The following is a 21,688-nucleotide window of genomic DNA, read 5'->3' on the forward strand; positions in this document are numbered from 1 at the left end:
ATCTAAACTACTTTTCTCCTCATTCATACTCTAACAGCTCTTTCTATGATAAAATGATAAAACTGACTAAGTTTCACATGGAAATTTGAAATGTAAGGTGATTAGATACATGAAGTTAATTATTGCAGAAAAGCCGGATCAAGGGTCGACGCTAGCTTCACAGTTTAAGCCGAAGCGTCACGACGGCTATTTAGAGATTCCACCGAATGAAGTGTTTACAGACGGAGCATATGTAACGTGGGCAGTGGGGCATTTATGTCAGCTTGTGAGTCCGGAAGATTATAAGCCGGAGTGGAAAAAGTGGTCAATTGACACGCTGCCGATGATTCCAGACCGTTTTCAATATGAAGTGACGCGCTCAAAAGCGAAGCAGTTTCAAGTGGTAAAAAAGTTGCTTAAAAAGCCCACGGTTACAGAAATTATACATGCGGGAGATGCGGGGCGTGAAGGGGAATTAATCGTTCGTAATATCATTCAGCTGTCGGGTGTGCATAAGCCGATGAAGCGATTGTGGATTTCGTCTTTAACGCCAAAAGCTATTTATGATGGGTTTCAACAGTTAAAAGACGAAAGCGATACCCGTAACCTTTATTATGAAGCATATACAAGAGCATGTGCAGATTGGGTCGTTGGGATGAATGCTTCACGGGTGTATAGCATTTTGTTAAAAAAGCATGGCATGTCAGATGTTTTTTCAGCAGGGCGCGTGCAGACGCCAACGCTTGCTTTAATCGTAAAGCGTGAAAAGGAAATTGATAACTTTAAACCAGAGCCTTTTTGGGAAGTGCTTGCTAAGTTTGATATTGAAGGAAAGAAGTATGAAGGCAAATGGCATCAAGACGGAGAGTCGCGTCTTAAAGAAAAAGAAATGGCCTATAAAATTGCCCAGTTTTGCGAAGGAAAAGACGCGGAAGTTCATGAACTCGTAACGGAGCGAAAAGAGTTCCAGCCGCCTTTATTATTTAACTTATCATCACTTCAAGCAACGGCGAATAAAGCGTTTAAGTTTTCTCCTAAAAAGACGCTTGATGTGCTGCAAGGGCTGTATCAGAAAGGAATTGTTTCTTATCCACGATCAGACTCAAACTACGTAACAGAAGGTGAAGCTGAAACGTTTCCTGAGATTTTAGAAAAGCTGAGTGCTTTTTCTGAATACGAACATTTATTTCCGCTTCCTTACTCTTCAGTCCTGGGAAATAAACGCTATGTAAATGCAAAAAAAGTAAGCGATCACTATGCGATTATTCCAACGGAACAAGTAAAGGACCCGAGCAAACTGTCAGGAGACGAACAGAAAATTTACGACTTAGTCGTAAGGCGTCTAATTGCGGCACACTATGAAAAAGCGATTTTCGACTATACAACGATTACGACACTCGTTGAAAAGCGAGCAGCTTTTATTTCAAAAGGAAAGCAGCAAATCCAAGAAGGCTGGCGTAAAGTAATTTTTCAAAATGAGAAAGATGACGACGTTATTCTTCCGAATGTTCAAGAAGGCGAAGAAGGAAAAGTTATTAAAGTAGACGTAAAAGAAGGTAAAACACAGCCTCCAAAACGCTACACGGAAGGTCAGTTGATTACACTGATGAAGACAGCGGGTAAGCATTTGGATAATGATGAGCTGGAGAAAATTTTAGCAAAATCAGAAGGATTAGGTACGGAAGCTACGCGTGCCGGCATCATTACAATGCTTAAAGACCGTAAATATATTGATGTGAAAAAAAACCAAGTGTTTGCGACTGATAAAGGAAAGGTATTGATTGACGCGATTGGCGATAAAATTTTAGCTTCACCAGAAATGACGGCTAAGTGGGAGCAGCGTCTAGCTGAAATTGGTGAAGGAACAGCATCAGCCGGTGCCTTCATGGAACAAACAAAGAAGCTGTCAGCTAAAATTATCGAAGATGCTGTCGAAGCCGAAAGCAAGTGGAATTTCAGCGGATACGACACTGAATCCATTCAGCGAAAAGGCAAGGGCAAAGGTAAAAGCTTTTCTTCCAAATCGTTTGGTTCGTGTAAGCTTTGCGATGGAAAAGTAGTGGATAAAGGCTCATTTTACGGATGCTCAAACTATGCAAAAACCAAATGCACGTTTACCGTATCGAAAAAGATTTTAGGTAAAACAGTCACTCAAGCTAATTTAAAAAAGCTGTTAAGTGAAGGACAGACAGATTTGATTGAAGGTTTTAAAAAAGGTGATAAGACCTTTAATGCCAAGTTAGAATGGAAAGAAAACAAAGTACAGTTTTTATTTGAAAAATAGAGAAATAAAAAGCGCTTGCTAAAGAGCAGGCGCTTTTTGTATGTAAAAACAGGATTTCTCCAGCTCTTCTAGAAGTTCTTACATAGCTTATTTATGTAAAGGATGAGATTGATGAAACGAACGAGTAAAGGGATGATTCCGTTTTGGGATTATATTGGCATTGAGGAAACGCTGCTTGAAAAAGGATATGCAGAGTTAAAAATCACGATTCAGCCGCAGCTTCTGCAGGGAAGAGGAACGGTTCATGGAGGCGTTATTGCCACGCTTATTGACGCGGCGGTTGGTTCAGCTGTCCGGTCTTCTCTTTCTGAAGAGGAAAGTGCCAGTACAGTTGAATTAAAAGTAAATTACACAAGGCCGGGTATAGGTGAGTATTTAGTTGCTAAATCTACACTGTCTCACCGAGGCAAAACGCTGGCTGTTGGAGAAGTGAAAATTGAAGACAGCAGCGGAAAGCTTGTTGCGCTTGGCAGTGCAACGTATATGATTTTTTCAGCAAAAAAAGCTTAGGATTCTAAGCTTTTTTTGCTGAATTCAGCTGCTGGCTAATGAATGCAATAATCGTTTCATAGTAAGCTTTGGGATGAGGAGCAAATTCACTTTTGTGTGCTATAAGGTGAATTGGCTCTTTTTCATTTGTTATCCCTTCAACGGTCAGTTCTGTTTGATTTCCAAGCCACAGTTCGCAAAAGTGAGAAAACGGAGCTTTTACAAGGCCTGATACCTCTTCTTGCTGCAACGTAAACGCACTAAGAGGGTGGGAGCTGTAGTATAAAAATACGTGTGCGAATTCTTTGTCAATATAGTACGGCTGAGCTACTTCGTATTTAAAGACATCTAAAGGAAGCAATTCATCAAATGAAATGTTGACGCCGAGCTCTTCTTGAATTTCTCTTACTCCATTTTGAACGGTTTCCGTATGAAGCAAATGTCCAGCAGCTGTGATGTCAAGCGCACTGGGATAATCTTGTTTTTGTTCGCTGCGAATTTGAAAATAAATATAGTCTGTATCATTTTCACGGCTGATAAACCAGCAGTGAAACGCTTCGTGCCAATAGCCTTTTTCATGAACTTCTTTGCGAGACGCTGTTCCTATGCGCTGCTGTTGGTCGTTAAATACGGTTAACACTTCATCGTTCATCATAAAACCCCCATTTGTTTCCTACTTCTTTCTACTCTAACCTGCCATGAAAGTTATGTAAATAATGGAAGATGAAAATCTGCTTTGATCCATATAAATATGCACAAAATAAAAGATACATCAATTTTAGTAAAGAAGGTGCATGCGTTGAATCATTGGATGGAAGTAGTACTTCGTTCAGTGCTGATTTTACTTGGCTTGTTTTTTATTACAAAGCTGTTGGGGAAAAAACAGTTATCCAAACTTTCTTTTTTTGAATATATCGTTGGCATTACAATTGGAGATATTGCGGGAACAATTTCAATGGATGTAGATTTACAGGCAAGTCACGGGGTAGTCGCGATTTTAGTGTGGGCATCCTTTCTTATTTTTGTATCAAACGTATCATTAAAAAGCATAAGCTTTCGAAAAGCGGTGGAAGGGACGACAACAATCCTCATTAAAGAAGGAAAAATTCTTGAGGAAAATGTAAAAAAAGAAAAATATACAGTAGATGAGCTCATGGAGCAGCTTCGTAAAAAAGACATCTTTTATGTGGAAGACGTAGCTTTTGCGATGCTTGAAACCAACGGCGAATTAAGCGTGCTGTTAAAAAAAGAAAAGCAAAACGTTAAGAGAGAAGATCTATTAATAAAAGGAGAGGCGACACGATTACCTCAAACGATTATCATGGACGGAAATATAATGAAAGAAGCCGTTCATGAGCTAGGGTATAGCGTAGCATGGGTTAAGGAGCAACTCCAAAAGAAAGATGCTGCAGTGGATAAGGTATTTTTAGGCCAAGCAGACTCAGCAGGTCATTTGTATCTTGATTATTATGAAGACTGAGGATGGGACAAAAGCATTTTCCCCTAAGTAAAAAACGAACCATTAATCAACATGTTTGATTAGCGGTTCGTCTTTAGGTTGGATTCATTTAGTTATTTCTCAACCTCAGCGAGGATCTACTTCTTGCCCTGATTTTATGTCGATTACTTTAAGGTTATTTTGAGGTGCTTTAATATCTTTACTTGCAGGCGCTGCTTTTTTATTTTCCACCCAGTCTACTAACAAATCAAAAGATTGATGAGCATATGGAAGCAGAGGCTGAAGCTCTTGATTTGGATCCGTTTGTTTATTCCATACTAAGCTGTCAACGTGATTTCCGTTTTTAACGGTATAGAGACGATGCAGATTTGCTTTGCCAGCTTTTTTAACGAGTTTTTCATAGCCTTCCGCGTGAATAGACGGGAAGATAAGTGAATCGAGAGAGCCGGCCATACTGATAAGAGGTACATCGATATCACCCGTATTTTCTACTTTTGCTACATTTTCTTTTACGCTTTTTGGCCGGGTTTGATAGCGATAATTTTCAAAGATATAATCCCATGAGCGATCACGTAGACCTGCTGAAGTAAAGTTTAAATAGTTGTGCCAGTTTGTTCTTCCTGGAGCAGTTGGATCAAAGTGATCACGGTAAATGTTTAATGTGACCGCCCAGTACACTTGATCATGATAATTCCACAATTTTTCAGATCCTTTTGGAAGACCTGCTTTATACATTTGTTTCATGGCTTTTTTCTGTTCTTTTGCCGTTCCGTACAGCGCTTCTTCCGAGTTGTTGACAACAGGTGTTAGTGAGCTAATTAAATTTGGTGCTTTTGAACTCCATAATACGCCTTCCCAATCGACGCCTCCATCAAATAAACGAGGCTCTTTTGTTTGCTTTGGATCATCGTGTTCAAGTGCATATCTGACGACGTATCCACCGTTTGAAATGCCAATTGCATACGTTGGTACTTTATGATCGTTTCGAATCAAATCGCTTGCAGGGTTTTTTCGATTGGCCGGGTTGATTAGCTTATCCGAATAATGAGTAGTCAAGTATTTCTGGGCAGCTTTTGTCAGTTGACGATAGCGCATATTCCATTCTGCTACGCTGTCGTCATCGTTAGCGAGTACATTTTTTACTTTAGCAAAAGGATCGGTAGGATCACTTTCTCCTTGCGTTCCTTTATCGGTGGCTGCAAACGCATAGCCTTTTTTAAGAACGTAATCACTGAATAATAAATCGGTGGACGTTTCGTTGCGCGTGGCAGGAATGCCGGCTACCACAAGTTTTCCGTTCCAGTTATCAGGAACGCGGATAACGAACTGAGCGTCTTCAAAAATTCCGTTCACTTGCGTTCCTTTGACCTCAGCGGGCTGATTGATTCGATACCAGCCCGATTCATCTTCAGGTTTCCCCCAGTTATAAGGAGTAAGCCCAATATTGCCATAGAGCGTAGCCTGCTGATACTGAGCGGGGTTTTTAGTCGTCAGCCAATTCCCGTTCGCTCCGTCAAAATAGGTTTCTGCCGACTGATCAGCATTTGGAATGACCTCTGCTTTGTTAGAAGCTTCAGCAAGAGATCCTGAAGCAGAAAAACAAAGAGCAGCAGAAAAAGTAAGCGCTATCATTTTTCGTTTCACATTTTTTCCTCCTCATAAAAATACTCATACCTTTTAAGTAAATTCCATAAAAAAGAAAAATGTCCTGTTTTAAAATTAGTTTGGAGGAAAATTTTTTCATTTGTTTCTAAGCTGTTTTTGTCTAACAAACAGGTAAAGTGCATCCAATTCTCTAGTTTCTTTTTAGGCTGCTTATATTATAATGAAACAAGGATTAAAAAAGACAGGGTAAAACAATCGATTAAATAAGTATAAAAGAGGGCAAGGGAGTAGGTCTATGAGCAGCTTTAACAATCAGTTTTTGTATTCCGTTACAATTATTCTATTAGGATACATACTAAAACGAACAAACCTCCTTCAGCAAAAAGACGGGGAAGCTTTAGCCAGAATTATTTTTAATATTACAATGCCTTGCTTGATTATTGTCACATTCAGCAGTATTAAAATTGATGGATCGCTTATCTTACTATTAGTTATTGGGATTGTCTATGGCTTGCTGTTAGCTGCGGTAGGAATTTTTGTTTTTCGAAAAGATGAGCGAAAAGTGAAAGGCATGCTGATGATGATGATTCCAGGTTTTAATATTGGAATGTTTGCTTATCCACTAGTAGAAGGCATCTGGGGAAAAGAAGGACTTAAATACTTTGGTATGTTTGATGTCGGAAATGCCTTTGTTATTTTTGTTTTATGCTATGTAATTGGCAGCTACTACTCTAGGGATGACATTGACATTGAATTTAAAAAGATTTTATATAAAGTATTAAAATCAATGCCGCTTCTTACCTATATAATCATTTGTCTTCTTGCGATTATAGGCATTCATTTACCATCATACGTATTAGACGTTTCAGGCATTATCTCGAAAGCGAATATGCCGCTTTCTCTTTTGCTTTTAGGCGTATATTTAAATTTCTCGTTCCAAAAAAGCTACTTGAAAAAAATTATTATGTTTTTAAGTATCCGCTACGTAATCGGACTCGGCGTAGGAATTGCGCTGTTTTTCCTGCTTCCATTTGAAGATATGTTCCGGTATACAATCTTAGTTTGCTTCATTCTACCGGTAGCGGGGTCAGTTTTACCTTACGCAGTAGAATTCAAATACGATCAAAAATTTGTCGGCACCGTGTCAAATATGACAATTCTGCTGAGCTTTTTGCTGCTTTGGGGAATGACAAACATTTTAATGTAAATAGCAAAGGACACTCACACTTGTGAGCGTCCTTTTTGATGAAAAAAGGATATTCCCAAATAAACAGAGGTAAGCTAGGAGGAGAGAAAATCCATCATACATACAACCTGACGGGAGGAAAAAAAGTGGAGTCCTTAACTTTTGTTTTATTTGGCGCAACGGGTGATTTAGCAAAAAGAAAAATCTTTCCTGCTCTTTATAATTTATTTACAGACAAAAAGCTCCCTGATGCTATTTCTATTATTGGATCGGGGTACGAGCAGATGTCTCATAAGGATTTTAAAGAGCGTGTAAAGCAATCTGTAAACGATTTTTCGAGACGGAAAATGGAAAGTAATGAAGAAGATTTTTTGTCCCTGTTTCATTATCAAGCAGTAGATGCAAGTAAAACAGAAGATTACGAACAGCTGCTGAAACTTGTGAATGAGCAAGAAACAACTCATGGAAGTAAAGGAAATCGTTTGTTTTATTTGTCCGTAGCACCAGAATACTTCGATGTAATTGCTTTGCATATAAAAAAAAGCGGCTTAGATCAAACTGGAGGCTGGAAGCGTCTAATGATTGAAAAGCCGTTTGGACATGATCTTATTTCAGCAAGAGAGCTTAATGAGAAGCTAAGCAGTACGTTTAAAGAAGAAGAAATTTATCGAATTGATCATTATTTAGGTAAACCGATGGTGCAAAATTTAGAAGCGCTTGAATTTACGAACCCCGTGCTGCAATCATTGTGGAATAACAAACACATTGCGAACGTACAAATTACGGCAAGTGAAACAGTCGGTGTTGAAAATCGTGCAGGGTATTATGATCATACGGGGGCCATACGCGACATGATTCAAAATCATATGCTGCAGGTTCTCATGATGACAGCTATGCATCTTCCGAAACGAATTTGCTCAGAAAACATTTTAGAAGAAAAGCAAAAAGTAATGGAGTCACTGAGGAAAATTCAAGCGGAAGAAGTAGCTCGCGATGTTGTACGAGGGCAATACGGAAGCGGAGAAATCGATCACAAATCTGTTAGAGGATACAAAGAAGAGCCTGGCGTAGAAGCAGACTCTAAAAATGATACGTTTGTAGCAGTACGTTTATGGATCGATAATCCATTTTGGAAAGGTGTTCCTTTTTATATTCGAACGGGCAAACGAATGAAAGAAAAATCAACTCGCATCGTCGTAGAATTTAAAGATTCTTTAAAAGGTCTGTACGAAACTCCTTATGACAAAGTAGCACCAAACTTATTTATTATTGAAATTAGTCCAAGCGAAAACGTCGCTTTGCAGCTTAACAGCAAAAATCCATTAAAAAATGGTGTTATTGAGCCGGTTCGTATTACGTTTTCAAGAGAAGAAGAAAGTGTTCCAGAAGCATATGAACGAATTATTTACGACGCATTAATCGGCGACTCCACGTTTTTTGCTCATTGGAAAGAAGTAGAGCTGTCTTGGCAATGGGTACAGCCTGTATTAGATGCATTTGAAGCTGACATGCTGCCGCTTTATGAATATCCATCGGGTTCACAAGGTCCTGAAGAAGCCCAGAAATTAGTTGAACAAGAAGGCTTTAAGTGGTGGCTCGATGACGATGAACATGGGGAAGCACCTGGAGTGTTTTTGCCGATTTAATAAAGACATCTCTTTTAGGGGTGTCTTTTTCATACTTTGTATATTCTGAATTTTCTTGAGGCGCTTATGTTCCCTGCGTATAATCAAAAGAGTAGATGCATGAAGTATTGTGTAAAGATTAATATAAAAAGACGCAGGGGGATTTTTGATGAAAACGTTAAAAATAGCGAACATACCAGGAGATGGAGTAGGAAAAGAAGTTGTGCCGGAGGCGGTTAGGGTCCTTCGTACGATTGCAGATCTTCACGGGGGATTAAAATTTGAATTTACAGAATTTCCTTGGAGCTGTGATTATTATTTGAAGTACGGACAGATGATGCCGGAAGATGGGCTAAAGCAGCTTCAACACTTTGACGGAATTTTTTTAGGAGCCGTAGGAAATTTAAATCTTGTGCCAGATCACGTGTCGCTATGGGGGCTGCTCATTAAGATTCGTCGAGAATTTCAGCAGGTAATTAATATTCGTCCAGCCAAGAGATTAAAAGGCATTGCATCTCCACTAATGAACCCAAAAGATTTTGATTTAATTGTTGTTCGTGAAAATAGTGAAGGAGAATACAGTGAAGTAGGAGGCCGGATTTATCAAGGAGAAGATCAAATTTCTATTCAAAATGCGGTTTTTTCTCGAAAAGGAACAGAACGAGCGATGCGCTGCGCATTTGAATTAGCTTCTAAAAGAAAAGCAAAAGTTACAAGCGCAACGAAGTCAAATGGAATTGTTCATTCCATGCCGTTTTGGGACGAAGTGTTTCAAGATGTTGCCAAGAGTTATCCTCATATTGAAACAGACTCACAGCACATCGATGCGCTGGCGGCTTTTTTTGTTACAAATCCAAGTCGTTTTGATGTAATTGTGGCAAGCAATTTATTTGGAGATATTTTAACAGATATCGGAGCTGCTATTATGGGAAGTATTGGCGTTGCTCCTGCTGCAAATATTAATGTGAACGGAAAATATCCTTCGATGTTTGAACCGGTGCACGGGTCTGCTCCTGATATTGTCGGAAAAGGCATTGCAAACCCAATCGGACAGATTTGGACGGCTAAAATGATGTTGGATCATTTTGGTGAACAAGAATTAGGCAGTCATTTATTAGAGGTTATCGAACAAGTGACGGAATCGGGTATCATTACACCAGATGTTGGAGGCAGCGCAACTACTAGTGAAGTAACGGATCAAATTATTTCTCATTTAAAGAAGTGAAGGTTCTAAAAGAGGCTAGGACAAAAGAATATTAGACGAAGTGAAAAACGAACCATTGATCAAAGTGTTTGATTCATGGTTTGTTTTTTTGTGGTAAACGTAGGTTTCATTTGTGTAGGTCTTTCTAGCAGTTGGTTGGAGGGCAAGGCGAATATTCCCGCGGAAAGCGAAGTCTTGCCCGGAAATCAAAATCGATAAATACATGTTGACACTTACATATATGAACCCTATAATAGTTTGAGTTGAGATAATTCGTATACATATTATTTCTAGACTATGATTTAGTTTGTTTTAATAAATAGATACGAATAAACAAATAAAAGGAGGAAAATTATGCAGGAATCGAAATTATGGACAAAAGATTTTTTAGCGGTCTCATTGACCAGCTTTTTTGTTTTTGTCATTTTTTATATGTTAACTGTCACATTGCCGCTGTTTGCAACAGATGAACTTCATGCAAGTAAACAAAGCCTAGGGTTAATTGTGACAATTTTTTTAGTGTCCGGTATTGTGTTCAGACCGCTAGCCGGTAAGTGGATGACAACATTAGGACAGAAGAAAGTGCTATTGATAGGTGTCTTTATCTTTTTAATTGGTTCTATTTTATATATGAACGTTCACTCATTATCTGCGCTGCTGCTGCTGCGTGTGCTTCATGGTATTGGTTTTGGAATGAGCACAACTGCTACAGGAGCAATCGTTGCAAATGTAATCCCAGAACAGAGAAAAGGCGAAGGGATGGGGTACTATGCGACGTTCATGAACTTAGCGATGGTAGTAGGTCCGTTTGTAGGCTTAACGTTAACAAATACTTTGAGTCATACAGCGGTTTTTACCGTTGCGGTTGTATCTTCTGTTTTAGCAGTATTATGCAGTCTAGTACTTCGTGTACCTGAGGTGCAAGCTTCTTCTGTAACAAATGAAATACAGCCAGCTAAAGGTCTTGCGGCGTTTTTTGAATACCGTTCGCTGCCTATTTCTGTTGCTGGGCTTGTGGTAGCTTTTTCATATGCAAGTGTTATTTCGTTTGTGTCTATTTATGCAAAAGAAATGGGCTTTACGCAAGCTTCAAGCTTTTTCTTTGTTGTCTACGCGGTGTGCTTATTAGCTTCTAGACCTTTTACTGGAAAATGGTTTGATCAATACGGAGAAAACAGCGTGGTATATCCGTCCATTTTATCTTTAGCCATCGGTATCTTTTTGCTTAGCCAAGCGACGACAAGCTGGGTATTTTTATTAGCTGGAGCATTGATTGGATTAGGCTTTGGAACGATTACATCAAGTTTTCAATCCATTGCTGTAAAAAAAGCTTCTCCTCATCGCCGAGGTGTCGCCACAGCTACGTTTTTTGTGTTTTTTGACTCTGGAATGGGTTTAGGGTCCTTTTTATTAGGCATTTTATCCACAGCAGCCGGGTATAAAGGAATGTATGTATTCTGTTCCATTGTTGCTCTTTTAGCTATAGCAGTATACCTTGTATTGCACGGTCGAAAAAGTCAGAAACAGCGCATTATTTCTCAAAATGAATCATTAGGAAAATAACATAAATAAAAAAAGGCGTGCTCAAGGGGAGCATGCCTTTTTTATTTATGGAGCTCTAAAGAAAACGAAAACGGCTGTGAGCATATCGATTTAGAAGCCTCCTGATTTCTTTAGAGATTTCTTTTATTCCACTTCTTCTTTTGTAATCACTTCTTCTTTTGTAATCCACTCACTGGACCATGTCTGAATTTCCTGAATTACCGGCGCTAGTGCTAATCCTTTGTCGGATAATGAATACTCGATTCGAACAGGAGTTTCCGGAATAACCGTACGAATGACGATTCCTTCATGCTCTAATTCTTTTAAGCGCTCGGATAAGAGCCTTCCGCTTACTGGAAGTGCTTCTTGCATTTGAGAAAACCGCTGTGAGCCGGAAAGCAGCTGAAAAATGATCAAACTCGTCCAACGTTTCGTTAGTATAGTAACAGCCTTTTCAAAACGTGGGCAGAGTGCTAAACCGTCCATGTTATTACCTCCATTCTCTTCCTATATTATAAAACAAAGTCAGCATTTTATCTAGTGTTATGTAATTTAATTACTTAAAGATTATAAATTACTTTACGTATTTATATTTTGATTATATAATTTATATAATTATAGAAGTTAATTACTAAAAGTAACAAAAAGAGCATAAAAGCTTTACAAGATAAATGTATCGTCATATAATACTTTAAGCAAGTAAAGTTACTTACTTTTAGTAAGCTGATACATCAACTAAAAAAGATAAATGTAGTGAAGTGCTAAAAAAAACAGTTGTTCATGTGAGAGATTGAGCACAATGTGAAAATAGTAGATAAGTGAAAGACACATAAGAGGAGGAAATGACTGTGATTAACCAAAAAGTTGTTTCAATTTTAAAAGATAAAATTAACGTAGTAAAAAATGAAGACCATTTTATTTATATAGTAGGACCTATTACGCTTCCTGTGAATCTGGATGGCGAGACACAAGTATTTAGTTGGTATTCATGGTTGCGTTCTGATAATGTAAAAGAAGGATCTTTAAGTACGGAAGAGCTTATTGAAAAAATGCAAGGAGCTAATTTAGCTGACATGCAGCAATCGAGTGTTCTTGTGTACGGAGATTTTCAAGAATCGCATGAGGCACTCATTCGTATGCACAGTATCTGCCATACGGGAGATATATTCGGAAGCAAACGCTGCGACTGCGGTTTTCAATTAAAACAATCGATGAAAATGATCGTCGAAAATGGAAGCGGAGCGCTATTTTATTTAGCAAATCATGAAGGACGCGGCATTGGCCTATTCAGCAAAGCAATGGCATACGTTCTTCAAGAAAACGGATTTGATACGGTAGAGGCGAACGAAGGGTTAGGATTTGAAGATGATACTCGCAGCTATAGTGATGCCATCAGCGTGTTAAAAGTGCTGCGCCAAAAACCGGTTACGCTGATTACCAATAATCCGAAAAAGCTAATCGCGCTTGAGAAAAACGGCGCACTTTTATCAGGGCGCGTTCCACTTTGGGGAGATGTATCGCAGTTTAATGAAAAGTATTTAGATACTAAAGTTAAACGTTCAGGACATTTAAAAGAGGAGGTTCTTCTTTGATCAATCACGAATTTTATATGAATATAGCTTTACAAAACGCAAAAGCAACAAAAGGACAAACAGAGCCAAATCCGCTTGTAGGATCGGTCATTGTAAACGATAATCGAATCGTTGGAATTGGTACGCATTTAAAAGCTGGTGAACCGCACGCTGAAATTCACGCGCTGCGAATGGCTGGCGAACAAGCAAAAGGAGCGACTGCTTACGTAACGCTAGAGCCTTGTTCACACCACGGACGTACAGGTCCTTGTGCTGAAGCGCTAGTTGAAGCCGGTGTAAAAAAAGTGGTCATAGCAACTTTAGACCCCAATCCTTTAGTAGCAGGTAATGGAGTTGAAATTTTAGAAAACGCAGGCATTGAGGTCATAACAGGTGTATGTGAAGAAGAGTCACGTCAAATGAATGAGGTCTTCAATAAGTATATTGGAACGAAGAAGCCGTTTGTTTCATTAAAGTCAGCGATTACGTTAGACGGTAAAATAGCAACTGCTTCTTCTCACAGCAAGTGGATTACGTCTGAGGAAGCTCGTTTGGATGTACATCAGCTGCGTCATGAAACAGCGGGTATCTTAGTAGGGGTGAACACGGTCATTAAGGACAACCCCGAGCTGACAACTCGCATTGAAGGCGGCCGCAGTCCAATTCGTATTGTGATGGATTCAAAGCTGCGCATGCCGCTTGAATCTAAGCTAGCAACGGATTCTTTAGCTCCAACGTGGGTATTTACAAGTCAGGGCTATTCAAAAGAAAAAAAAGAACAGCTCGAAAAGCAAGGCGTCGAAGTATTTGTTACAAGCGGTGAGGACAAAGTAAATCTTGAAGATATGCTTTCTATACTAGGTCAGAAATTTGTGTCGTCTCTTTTAATTGAAGGAGGGGGCGAAGTGAATGCCGCATTCGTGGAAAATCGTTTAATTGATAAATTGGTGCTGTATATGGCTCCAAAGCTTTCAGGAGGAAAAGAAGCTCCTACTTTCCTAGAAGGAAAAGGCGTAGAGAAAATGTGGGACGCAGTGGACGTGGAGCGTCTTTCTGTGACGTCAATCGGCAAAGACTTTAAATTTGTTGGATATCCTGTTTATAAATAAAAATGTGAATGAGACTGGAACAAAAATATGTTAGTTGAAGGAAGGTCCGAGCGATTTATCGTTCGGATTTTTTGCTGTTATGGTGAACATAGGTTTCATGGATGCAGATGCTTTTAGCGGTTGATTGGAGGGCGAAGCGAAGTCTTGCACGAAAATCAACGGTGGTGTGACAAGTAGTCCAGATTATTTATCCTATTTGTTCGTCTTTAGATTGGATTGATGTAGTTATGTCTCAATCTCGTTTTTTATGGGGTTTTTTGGATAAGAGGAATCATACACTATTTTACTCTTATAGATTAATTTGCTATTATAGGGAATGGTCAATTTCGAAACATCGTATAAATTTTTAACGTGTTTACAGTTGACTATCTAAATAAAAGCACTATATGTTTATAGAGAGAATATATTATGTGAAAGTAAGGGTGAGAAAAGAGATGAGAGAGTATAGAATTGGGAGTGTTATGAGAGACCTTCGTAAAATGGCAGGGTTGACACAACAAGAATTATCAAGAGACATTTGTACACAAGCGCAAATCAGCAAAATTGAAAACGGTGAAGAATATCCATCAAGCATTACCCTCTATAAAATTTCTAAGCGCCTTGGCGTAGATGTTAACTACTTTTTTGATAGTGTCGAATCACCTCGACTTGATTACGTAGATGCGGTTCAATCGTTAATTCGTCAATATATTCGTCAGAGAGATTATGATGCTATTCATAATATCATTGTAAAAGAAAAAGAAAGTCCGCTGTTTCAAAATCCGCTGAACAAGCAATTTTTAATGTGGCACGAAGGTATTTGCGTGTATTACATTCATCATAACAAAGAAGATGCGCTGTCTAAAATGTACCAAGCGATCGAGCTTACTAAGCAATCGGCAACGTTTTATAAAGAAAGAGAAATTGAAATTTTAAATAGCATTGGAATTATTCTTTATGAAGAGAAAGAGTATGAACAGGCTCTAGATACATATCAAACAGCACTCAAAAGCTTAAATGAGTTGCCCCAAACAAAAGACGAAAATATAAAAATTAGAATTCTAAATGCACTTGCCAAAACGCTTGGAGATATGAGTAACTATGATGAATCATTAATATATAGCAACCGAGGAATCGATTTGTGCATTAGTAATGAATCAATGTATTTATTTGGAGAACTTCATTACCAAGCAGGAGAGAGCTTAATCAAATTAGGTAAAATTGAACAAGGTAAAGAATATATGGAAAAGTCTATGACCATTTTCACCCTGCAACGAAATGAGCGATTTGTCAAGCTAGTAGAAAAAGAACTTGAAGCTCTATTTGTTTAAAATATTCCTATCATTATAATTTTTGAGAAATTTCTATTAAAATGGAGGAAATCCATGATTTTAAGGGGATAAATGCTGATAGAAAGGAATTCATCTACTTTTATCCTGTGATACACTAGAGTCAAATCAAAGAAAGAGGAGGAAATAATTATGAAAAAAGTATTAGTCGGTATGGCATTAGCGTTTACATTAGTAGCAGGTGTTGCTTCAGTTGGAACAAGCGTAGCAACAGGAGATTTTTCAACATTAGGTCTTCCAAGCCAACATTAATAAAAAAAGCCGTGCTAAGAAGCACGGCTTTTTTTATTGTGTTTTACTTGACTGATCTTTGTTGCGTTTGTTTCCTTTTGAATTATCCCCGCTTGAAATTTCTTCACCCATTTCAACAAGATGGTGCTGCGTTTTTGGATTACTTTGATTAGCGCTTCCTTTGTTATTCTTTTTAGTCATCTTCATTCTCCTTTAAAACGATGGCAATGCATCGAGATTATTTGTTTTGTCATGATCAGGAATACTGCGAATATACGTACCGCCGTCTTTCCCTACAAAGGTACTCACATGCTCAACGTCCCCGGCTTCTACTTTCTTTAACGCTTCTTCATAGGTTAAAACGTCTCCTGAAGCCGTTTGGAATTCTAAGAGGTCACCGTCTGCATTTTTACGTACTGCAACGAAACGTTCTTTCATACAAATAAACACCTTCCTTTACATCTATATGGTTGCTGAAATAGTCGTTTTTATTCATTATAAAAAGTGATAAGGTAAAGAAAAGAGTGCAAAGGGGATAAAAAATGACAACATTTAATTGGCATGATCAAGCTCAAGACGAATGGAATCAAAAAGTCTCATTTTGGAATAGCCGAAGTGAAGAGATGTGGAAAAACGGAAGTCGGAAAACAGTGATTCCATTTATTCAAAAACATCTTAAATCAGGTGGTATAGTGGCAGACGTGGGCTGCGGTGATGGGTTTGGAACGTCTCTTCTAGCTGCTTCTGGATATAAAGCAGTCGGTCTTGATTTATCAGAAGAAATGATTCAAAAAGCATCCCAGCTGCATAAAAGTGAAAATTTGTCGTTCGCTCAAGCTGATATTATGCAGCTTCCGCTGTCTTCTGAATCAGTAGAAGGGGTTATGGTAATCAACGCCCTAGAATGGACGGAGCACCCGCGATTAGCTTTGAAGGAATTGCACCGAGTTGTAAAAACAGGAGGATATGCATGTGTAGGTATTCTTGGACCAACTGCTCAGCCTCGTACCAATAGTTTTCAAAGACTATATGGTGAAGACGTTATTTGCAATACGATGATGCCGTGGGAGTTTGAACAGCTTGCAAAAGAAAATGGATGGGAAGTAATCGATGGCGAAGGTGTATATAAGCGAAATGTTACAGATAAACTGATTGGACAGCTCCCAAATGAATTAAAGCAAGCCTTAACGTTTCTATGGCTATTTATGCTCAAGAAACAATAAAAACAGCACACCTCTCCTTATATGTAGCTGTACAAAGGGTACACTACAAACTGGAGGTGAGTGACATGAGTAAAATTAAAAAAGACCGCTCAAAATCAGAGCTGGGTTCACCAAATGTAGAAGGACAAGGGACGACCACTTCTGAACAAGGTGTTCAAAGCAGTTCAGCTAACAAAAAGCAGAAGCGTTCATAACAAAAATAAAACGAACTTGCAGGGAGAACAACGAGCTCCCTGCAAGTTCGTTTTATTTATGGGGTCAGTTTTATAAATAAGAAGGTATTGTGTGCAAGATTATAGATAGCTTATAATAAAATCTGAGCCAATAATTGTAATTTTATACAAGTTTGGTTTACATTCGATGTAAAGTGGAGGTGTAATAAATGGTAAATAAAAGATGTTTACCGGATACTGCAGCGTCTCATGCAAAGCCTGATATTAGAAAGGCGATACTTTGCATGGGGTGGACGGTTTAGTAATAGACATCGCCTAACCGCGCATATCTCATTTCTAATATATACGGCTTTGCCCCTTATTGTATAAGCAAAACCACATAAGGAGCTGGCAGAAATGACGTATGTAAAAGCAAGAAATATTTTACCTGAAGAGCTGATTAGTGAAATTCAAAAATACATTCAAGGAGAAACCATTTATATTCCAAAGCCGCAGAAGGCAAAAAGAAAATGGGGAACTTGCTCTGGTGGAAGAAAGTTGATTGACGAGCGAAACGAACGGATTAAGAATTTGTTTGAAAAAGGAACTTCAATTGAGGAACTAGCCCGTGAATACTTTTTATCAACCGAAACCATCAAAAAAATTGTATATAAAAAGCAACGGTAGAAATCAAGCGCTGGCAACTGAATGCCTGCGCTTTTTTAGGTATAGTTTATTTCTGATTTATTTTTTACATTTCATAAAAGGAATCCGTACGGTAAAGTAAAAAGTAGCTGATTAAATGAAGAAGGAGTGAAGAACGTGGAAGCGTTTATAAGAAATGATCAATATAATTTTATCAAAAGCCAAGCGCAAATTCTTATCAATGGGCATGGAACAGTAAACAATTCTGATGTGTTGCAGGCTTTAAAAGCTCTTGCAAAAGAAAAAGTATTAAATGTGTTTGATGTTCTTAGCGATGAACAGGAAGAATTACTGCTGTCAGTTGCTGAGGTTAGAAATAAGGAGCAAGCAGAGGTGTTTTTAGAAACGATAAAGCCTTACGTGATTCCATTTAAATCTTTTACAGAAGCTGGCGTGAAAAAGCTGTTTCCAAAAGTGAAAAAGTTAAAAGTCCCTTCTGCTGATAGCATTGATCTAACGAGCATTTCCTATGTCAGCTGGATCGATAAAGGCTCAAACAGAAAGTTTATCGTAGCGCAGGATCCGGATACCCAGAAGTTAAAAGGTATTCAAGGAACGTTTAAACCTATCAACCAGAAGGGAATATGCACACTTTGCCACAGCTACGAGGAAGTCGGTATGTTCACTGCTGAAATCAAAGGAACTGTTCAAGGGACATTTACACAACGAGGAAATTATATTTGTCAAGATAGCGAAGCATGTAATCAAAATTTGCTTACCTTAGAGCGGCTTCATGATTTTATGTTAAGGCTTAGTAAATAACATGCGCCTAATAAGAAGAATACAAAAAGAGAAGGTTCAGCCTCTATACTTTTGGTGAGACTGAGCCTTCTTTGTCTATCTGTTTTTCTCGATTGGATTGTCACGATAGCTAATCCAATCGCTCCAGCTGCCGGCATATAATTTTACATTTGGAAAACCTGCTGATTTTAAAGCTAAAACGTTCGGGCAAGCAGATACACCCGATCCGCAGTATACAATGATTTCAGCGTGAGAATCAATAGCTGAAAACATTTCCTTCCACTCTTTATCTGTTTTCCACAAACCTTCTGAAGTTAACACATCTTGCCAGAAAGAATGAATGGCGCCTGGGATATGTCCTGCTACAAAATCAATGGGTTCTTCTAAGCCGAGATATCTCCTTTTTTCACGAGAGTCGATAAGAACAACATTAGGGTTATGAAGATTCTCTTTTACGTATTCAACTCCTGCGAGTCCCCAATCTTGTTGAACGAAAGGTACAAACGTTTGAGGAGAAGCTTCTGGTACGTTCTTCGTTGTTTCATATCCCGATTGCTTCCATTTATTAAAACCTCCATTTAAAATTTTCACGTCTTCAATTCCTATATATCGCAGTAGCCACCATGCTCTTGAAGCCATCATTCCGTTTTGTTCATCATAAACGACGATTTTTGAATCAGCATTAATTCCTAAGCTGCCGAGCTTTTGAGCTAGCTTTTGAACGTCAGGCAGCGGGTGTCTGCCTCCGGGAGAAGCAGCTGCAGAAGACAAATCTTTCTCTAAATCCAAGTAATGAGCATGCGGGAGGTGCTCCTTTTGATAAGCGCTTGCGCCTGCCTCAGAATTTCCAAGGGTAAATCGGCAGTCAAGCAACACAATGGAGTGTTGAGGTTGCTGTAATGCAGTATGTAAGTCTGCTGGTGAAATAATAGTATTCATAACATTCACATCCTTTTACCAAAATTCTAGTTGAAATAACTAAAAATGAAAAGCGTTATATGTAAATTACGGCAAAGCTATTTTGTTTTCCTTCAATTATTCCCCGTAGAATAATTGACCATTTTAACGCTTATCTGATGCAGAGCGAAATGCTCCTGTGCTACAGTTATAATAAGAGTTACATAGTGTAAGTCAAATGCTCAGCGTAATGTCATACCTACTATTGAAGAGAAGGAGAGAGAAAGATGCAAACAAATGAAAAGAAAGAATTTAAACTGATCGCACTAGATATGGATGGAACGCTGCTGAACAATCAGCAAGAAATTTCTAAAGAAAATCGTGATGCCATTGCTAAAGCTCAAGAACAAGGTGTTCATGTGGTGCTAAGCACGGGACGATCTCTTTTAACATGCCGTGAATATGCGCAGTCTCTTCAGCTATCTTCTTACCTTATTACAGTAAACGGAAGTGAAATTTGGGATGAATCTGGAGAGCTTGTAGAACGAAAGTTAATTGATGCTGCTTATATAGAGAAGATGTGGAATTTAACGCAAGAGCATAAGCTTAACTTTTGGGCGGTGACTACGGATAAAGTATGGAGAGACGAATTTCCAGAAGATATTGCCTCACAGGAATGGCTGAAGTTTGGCTACGATATTCCAGATGATGCTTTACGAGAAGATGTGCTGAAACAAATAGCAGGCATTTCAGATTTTGAAATTAGCAACTCTAGTTTAACGAATCTAGAAATTAATGCACTTGGTATTAACAAAGCAAAAGGGATCATGACCGTATGTGAACGTTTGGGCATTTCAATGGATGAAGTCATTGCCATGGGAGACAGCTTAAATGATATGGCTATGATTGAAGCGGCAGGGTGTGGAATCGCCATGGGAAATGCTCAGGAAGCTGTAAAAGAAGCAGCGGACTGGGTGACAGATACAAATGTCAATAACGGAGTAGCGAAGGCTATCAGCCACTGGGTGCTGAAATAACAGCAGCTCTCCATGTTGCACAACTTAACTGCTTCCCGCATAAACTGATACTGGATGCCTCCCTTAGAGTTCGTCTTATACGTATATATAAGGAGAAGCCATCTAGTTAAGGAGTGGGGAGTATGAGTGATTTATCATTAGACAAGCTGTTACAAAAAGCAGAAAATAAGTTGCAAGATGTACATGAAATAGTGCAGGAAAAAGCGTACGAGCTCATTGGGCAAGCATATAAAGAAAGCATATTTGTTAGTATCACTGAAGGATTTAGATCGATAGCGCATCAGCGCAAACTATATTCACAAGGCCGAACAACACCAGGAAGTATTGTGACTAATGCCAAAGGCGGGTATTCTTATCACAACTATGGACTAGCTTTTGACATTGCGCTGCTCGATAACGACGGAAAAGTTGACTGGACCATTGATCGAAGATGGGACAAAGCGGGAGAGATAGGAAAAAGGATTGGGTTGGAATGGGGAGGAGATTGGACAAGCTTAAAAGATTACCCTCATTTTCAATATACATTCGGTTTATCTTTGTCGGAGCTTCGAAGTGGAAAAGGACCTAAAAAACAGACGCCAAAGGCTTCAAGCATGTTAATTAAATACGGAGATCGAGGAAATCACGTACAGTTAATTCAGCGTATGCTTATTCACTTAGGTTATTCTCTTTTTGGAGGCGCAGACGGTATATTCGGGTCTTCCACTTTCAAAGCGGTAAAAGCTTTTCAACAAGCACTTTATCTGCAGGTAGATGGAATAGTTGGACCGAAAACACTCGAAAAGCTCTACAATAATTTTAATAAAACTATGTTCTAAATAACCATAAAAACCGATAACGAGAAAAGGAAGAAAGGAGATGGATGGAAATCGTCTCCTTTCTTCCTTTTCTGTAGTTATAGTAGAAAAACTGAAATTTATAAAGAAATAAAAAGGATTTTCTAAGCGTAAGAAACGTTCACGTGATCTAACTGGATAACATTGCTCAACAACACGATATCTTTATATATTTCACTTTTTACAGAGGCGTTTGAACAGTTTTGATAGTCTTTCAACAAGCGGCCAAGTTCTTTAATAAATAACAACGTCTCTTGTTCATTAATCATAGTCAAAACTCCTTGTTTAGAAATGAATCCAGGTCATTATATAGGAATTCTATCATATCTATACGCACCTGTTGACAAAAAAAGTTCGTCAATTTTTTTGTGAGAAGAAGAAATTTAGGGATATGTGGAATGCGTTCGACTCTCTCATTTTATATATATGCAGCTTGTCTAAAAATATGAGAGTAGTTATAGTAATATTTACTCCTAATCATGCAA

The 21,688-nt window shown here is 38.6% G+C and carries 23 protein-coding genes; 16 read left to right on the plus strand and 7 right to left on the minus strand.

Going from position 1 to position 21,688, the window contains the following annotated elements; genetic code table 11:
* Positions 1-109: 109 nt before the first annotated feature.
* Both LJC66_RS09805 and LJC66_RS09810 read left to right on the plus strand, forming a co-directional pair.
* Positions 110-2,263: a DNA topoisomerase III gene (locus LJC66_RS09805; protein WP_230932442.1), complete on the plus strand. Its 2,154-nt coding sequence runs from the start codon at positions 110-112 to the stop codon at positions 2,261-2,263.
* 111 nt (positions 2,264-2,374) lie between these two features.
* The gene (locus LJC66_RS09810; protein WP_098626762.1) at positions 2,375-2,773 is read left to right on the plus strand and encodes a PaaI family thioesterase; all 399 of its coding nucleotides are present in this window, start codon (positions 2,375-2,377) and stop codon (positions 2,771-2,773) included.
* 4 nt (positions 2,774-2,777) lie between these two features.
* Here LJC66_RS09810 and LJC66_RS09815 read toward each other — a convergent pair whose 3' ends face one another.
* Positions 2,778-3,407, minus strand: coding sequence for an NUDIX hydrolase (locus LJC66_RS09815; protein ID WP_230932443.1), 630 nt, complete (start codon positions 3,405-3,407; stop codon positions 2,778-2,780).
* 135 nt (positions 3,408-3,542) lie between these two features.
* Here LJC66_RS09815 and LJC66_RS09820 point away from each other — a divergent pair, with 135 nt between their 5' ends.
* On the plus strand, positions 3,543-4,232 hold the full coding sequence (locus LJC66_RS09820; RefSeq protein ID WP_230932814.1) for a DUF421 domain-containing protein: 690 nt from the start codon (positions 3,543-3,545) through the stop codon (positions 4,230-4,232).
* 105 nt (positions 4,233-4,337) lie between these two features.
* Here LJC66_RS09820 and LJC66_RS09825 read toward each other — a convergent pair whose 3' ends face one another.
* The gene (locus LJC66_RS09825) at positions 4,338-5,855 is read right to left on the minus strand and encodes an alpha/beta hydrolase (protein ID WP_230932444.1); all 1,518 of its coding nucleotides are present in this window, start codon (positions 5,853-5,855) and stop codon (positions 4,338-4,340) included.
* Positions 5,856-6,111: 256 nt separating this feature from the next.
* On the opposite strand from LJC66_RS09825, the gene LJC66_RS09830 reads away from it, so the two are divergent.
* The 4 genes from LJC66_RS09830 to LJC66_RS09845 all read left to right on the plus strand — a co-directional run bounded on the left by LJC66_RS09830 (position 6,112) and on the right by LJC66_RS09845 (position 11,394).
* On the plus strand, positions 6,112-7,023 hold the full coding sequence (locus LJC66_RS09830; protein ID WP_230932445.1) for an AEC family transporter: 912 nt from the start codon (positions 6,112-6,114) through the stop codon (positions 7,021-7,023).
* Between the two features lie 125 nt (positions 7,024-7,148).
* Positions 7,149-8,648 (plus strand): glucose-6-phosphate dehydrogenase, encoded by a 1,500-nt coding sequence (zwf, locus tag LJC66_RS09835; RefSeq protein WP_230932446.1) that lies wholly within the window; start codon positions 7,149-7,151, stop codon positions 8,646-8,648.
* 148 nt (positions 8,649-8,796) lie between these two features.
* The gene (locus LJC66_RS09840; RefSeq protein WP_230932447.1) at positions 8,797-9,852 is read left to right on the plus strand and encodes a tartrate dehydrogenase; all 1,056 of its coding nucleotides are present in this window, start codon (positions 8,797-8,799) and stop codon (positions 9,850-9,852) included.
* A gap of 333 nt (positions 9,853-10,185) precedes the next feature.
* Positions 10,186-11,394: an MFS transporter gene (locus tag LJC66_RS09845; protein ID WP_230932448.1), complete on the plus strand. Its 1,209-nt coding sequence runs from the start codon at positions 10,186-10,188 to the stop codon at positions 11,392-11,394.
* 123 nt (positions 11,395-11,517) lie between these two features.
* Here LJC66_RS09845 and LJC66_RS09850 read toward each other — a convergent pair whose 3' ends face one another.
* Positions 11,518-11,859, minus strand: a complete 342-nt coding sequence (locus LJC66_RS09850; RefSeq protein WP_230932449.1) for a winged helix-turn-helix transcriptional regulator — start codon at positions 11,857-11,859, stop codon at positions 11,518-11,520.
* Between the two features lie 356 nt (positions 11,860-12,215).
* Between LJC66_RS09850 and LJC66_RS09855 the strand changes: the two genes are divergently transcribed.
* The 3 genes from LJC66_RS09855 to LJC66_RS09865 all read left to right on the plus strand — a co-directional run bounded on the left by LJC66_RS09855 (position 12,216) and on the right by LJC66_RS09865 (position 15,363).
* Positions 12,216-12,965: a GTP cyclohydrolase II gene (locus tag LJC66_RS09855; protein ID WP_170943785.1), complete on the plus strand. Its 750-nt coding sequence runs from the start codon at positions 12,216-12,218 to the stop codon at positions 12,963-12,965.
* Positions 12,962-14,053 carry a bifunctional diaminohydroxyphosphoribosylaminopyrimidine deaminase/5-amino-6-(5-phosphoribosylamino)uracil reductase RibD gene (gene ribD / locus LJC66_RS09860; protein ID WP_230932450.1) on the plus strand — a complete coding sequence of 364 codons (1,092 nt, stop codon included), beginning with the start codon at positions 12,962-12,964 and terminating at the stop codon, positions 14,051-14,053. Before LJC66_RS09855 ends, ribD begins: the two co-directional genes overlap by 4 nt.
* A gap of 434 nt (positions 14,054-14,487) precedes the next feature.
* The gene (locus LJC66_RS09865; protein ID WP_014460489.1) at positions 14,488-15,363 is read left to right on the plus strand and encodes a helix-turn-helix domain-containing protein; all 876 of its coding nucleotides are present in this window, start codon (positions 14,488-14,490) and stop codon (positions 15,361-15,363) included.
* A 303-nt stretch (positions 15,364-15,666) separates the two neighbouring features.
* On the opposite strand, the gene LJC66_RS09870 is transcribed toward LJC66_RS09865, so the two are convergent.
* Together LJC66_RS09870 and LJC66_RS09875 are read right to left on the minus strand one after the other, a co-directional pair.
* Positions 15,667-15,813, minus strand: a complete 147-nt coding sequence (locus tag LJC66_RS09870; RefSeq protein ID WP_013056671.1) for a hypothetical protein — start codon at positions 15,811-15,813, stop codon at positions 15,667-15,669.
* Between the two features lie 12 nt (positions 15,814-15,825).
* Positions 15,826-16,050 (minus strand): DUF3892 domain-containing protein, encoded by a 225-nt coding sequence (locus LJC66_RS09875; protein WP_013056672.1) that lies wholly within the window; start codon positions 16,048-16,050, stop codon positions 15,826-15,828.
* 104 nt (positions 16,051-16,154) lie between these two features.
* Between LJC66_RS09875 and LJC66_RS09880 the strand changes: the two genes are divergently transcribed.
* The 4 genes from LJC66_RS09880 (at position 16,155) to LJC66_RS09895 (ending at position 18,454) form a co-directional block, all read left to right on the plus strand.
* Positions 16,155-16,835 carry a class I SAM-dependent methyltransferase gene (locus LJC66_RS09880; protein ID WP_050690040.1) on the plus strand — a complete coding sequence of 227 codons (681 nt, stop codon included), beginning with the start codon at positions 16,155-16,157 and terminating at the stop codon, positions 16,833-16,835.
* A gap of 65 nt (positions 16,836-16,900) precedes the next feature.
* Positions 16,901-17,029, plus strand: a complete 129-nt coding sequence (locus LJC66_RS09885) for a YuzL family protein (RefSeq protein ID WP_013056674.1) — start codon at positions 16,901-16,903, stop codon at positions 17,027-17,029.
* Positions 17,030-17,404: 375 nt separating this feature from the next.
* Entirely contained in the window at positions 17,405-17,674 is a 270-nt protein-coding gene (locus LJC66_RS09890) for a CD3324 family protein (RefSeq protein WP_230932451.1), read from the plus strand.
* 135 nt (positions 17,675-17,809) lie between these two features.
* A complete protein-coding gene (locus LJC66_RS09895; RefSeq protein WP_230932452.1) occupies positions 17,810-18,454 on the plus strand; it encodes a FusB/FusC family EF-G-binding protein in 645 nt (214 codons plus the stop codon).
* A 75-nt stretch (positions 18,455-18,529) separates the two neighbouring features.
* Here the strand turns inward: LJC66_RS09895 and LJC66_RS09900 are convergent, their stop codons facing one another.
* Positions 18,530-19,372 carry a sulfurtransferase gene (locus LJC66_RS09900; RefSeq protein ID WP_195694395.1) on the minus strand — a complete coding sequence of 281 codons (843 nt, stop codon included), beginning with the start codon at positions 19,370-19,372 and terminating at the stop codon, positions 18,530-18,532.
* 245 nt (positions 19,373-19,617) lie between these two features.
* Here LJC66_RS09900 and LJC66_RS09905 point away from each other — a divergent pair, with 245 nt between their 5' ends.
* Together LJC66_RS09905 and LJC66_RS09910 are read left to right on the plus strand one after the other, a co-directional pair.
* Positions 19,618-20,367 (plus strand): Cof-type HAD-IIB family hydrolase, encoded by a 750-nt coding sequence (locus LJC66_RS09905; protein ID WP_195694393.1) that lies wholly within the window; start codon positions 19,618-19,620, stop codon positions 20,365-20,367.
* A 122-nt stretch (positions 20,368-20,489) separates the two neighbouring features.
* A complete protein-coding gene (locus LJC66_RS09910) occupies positions 20,490-21,185 on the plus strand; it encodes a peptidoglycan-binding protein (protein WP_230932453.1) in 696 nt (231 codons plus the stop codon).
* 122 nt (positions 21,186-21,307) lie between these two features.
* Here the strand turns inward: LJC66_RS09910 and LJC66_RS09915 are convergent, their stop codons facing one another.
* Positions 21,308-21,472, minus strand: coding sequence for a hypothetical protein (locus LJC66_RS09915; RefSeq protein ID WP_013056680.1), 165 nt, complete (start codon positions 21,470-21,472; stop codon positions 21,308-21,310).
* Between the last annotated feature and the right edge of the window lie 216 nt (positions 21,473-21,688).

The organism is Priestia sp. TSO9, from assembly GCF_021029645.1.
GTDB classification, from domain to species: Bacteria; Bacillota; Bacilli; order Bacillales; family Bacillaceae_H; genus Priestia; species Priestia megaterium_E.

Bases quoted from the DNA above. Each gene is read 5' to 3' on its own strand.
- LJC66_RS09810 (WP_098626762.1), top strand. From the start codon at position 2,375: ATGAAACGAACGAGTAAAGGGATGATTCCGTTTTGGGATTATATTGGC.
- LJC66_RS09805 (WP_230932442.1), top strand. From the start codon at position 110: ATGAAGTTAATTATTGCAGAAAAGCCGGATCAAGGGTCGACGCTAGCT.
- LJC66_RS09870 (WP_013056671.1), bottom strand. From the start codon at position 15,813: ATGACTAAAAAGAATAACAAAGGAAGCGCTAATCAAAGTAATCCAAAA.
- LJC66_RS09885 (WP_013056674.1), top strand. From the start codon at position 16,901: ATGAGTAAAATTAAAAAAGACCGCTCAAAATCAGAGCTGGGTTCACCA.
- LJC66_RS09910 (WP_230932453.1), top strand. From the start codon at position 20,490: ATGAGTGATTTATCATTAGACAAGCTGTTACAAAAAGCAGAAAATAAG.
- LJC66_RS09830 (WP_230932445.1), top strand. From the start codon at position 6,112: ATGAGCAGCTTTAACAATCAGTTTTTGTATTCCGTTACAATTATTCTA.
- LJC66_RS09840 (WP_230932447.1), top strand. From the start codon at position 8,797: ATGAAAACGTTAAAAATAGCGAACATACCAGGAGATGGAGTAGGAAAA.
- LJC66_RS09845 (WP_230932448.1), top strand. From the start codon at position 10,186: ATGCAGGAATCGAAATTATGGACAAAAGATTTTTTAGCGGTCTCATTG.
- LJC66_RS09905 (WP_195694393.1), top strand. From the start codon at position 19,618: ATGCAAACAAATGAAAAGAAAGAATTTAAACTGATCGCACTAGATATG.
- LJC66_RS09815 (WP_230932443.1), bottom strand. From the start codon at position 3,407: ATGATGAACGATGAAGTGTTAACCGTATTTAACGACCAACAGCAGCGC.
- LJC66_RS09890 (WP_230932451.1), top strand. From the start codon at position 17,405: ATGACGTATGTAAAAGCAAGAAATATTTTACCTGAAGAGCTGATTAGT.
- LJC66_RS09875 (WP_013056672.1), bottom strand. From the start codon at position 16,050: ATGAAAGAACGTTTCGTTGCAGTACGTAAAAATGCAGACGGTGACCTC.
- LJC66_RS09880 (WP_050690040.1), top strand. From the start codon at position 16,155: ATGACAACATTTAATTGGCATGATCAAGCTCAAGACGAATGGAATCAA.
- LJC66_RS09865 (WP_014460489.1), top strand. From the start codon at position 14,488: ATGAGAGAGTATAGAATTGGGAGTGTTATGAGAGACCTTCGTAAAATG.
- LJC66_RS09855 (WP_170943785.1), top strand. From the start codon at position 12,216: ATGACTGTGATTAACCAAAAAGTTGTTTCAATTTTAAAAGATAAAATT.
- LJC66_RS09850 (WP_230932449.1), bottom strand. From the start codon at position 11,859: ATGGACGGTTTAGCACTCTGCCCACGTTTTGAAAAGGCTGTTACTATA.
- LJC66_RS09900 (WP_195694395.1), bottom strand. From the start codon at position 19,372: ATGAATACTATTATTTCACCAGCAGACTTACATACTGCATTACAGCAA.
- LJC66_RS09915 (WP_013056680.1), bottom strand. From the start codon at position 21,472: ATGATTAATGAACAAGAGACGTTGTTATTTATTAAAGAACTTGGCCGC.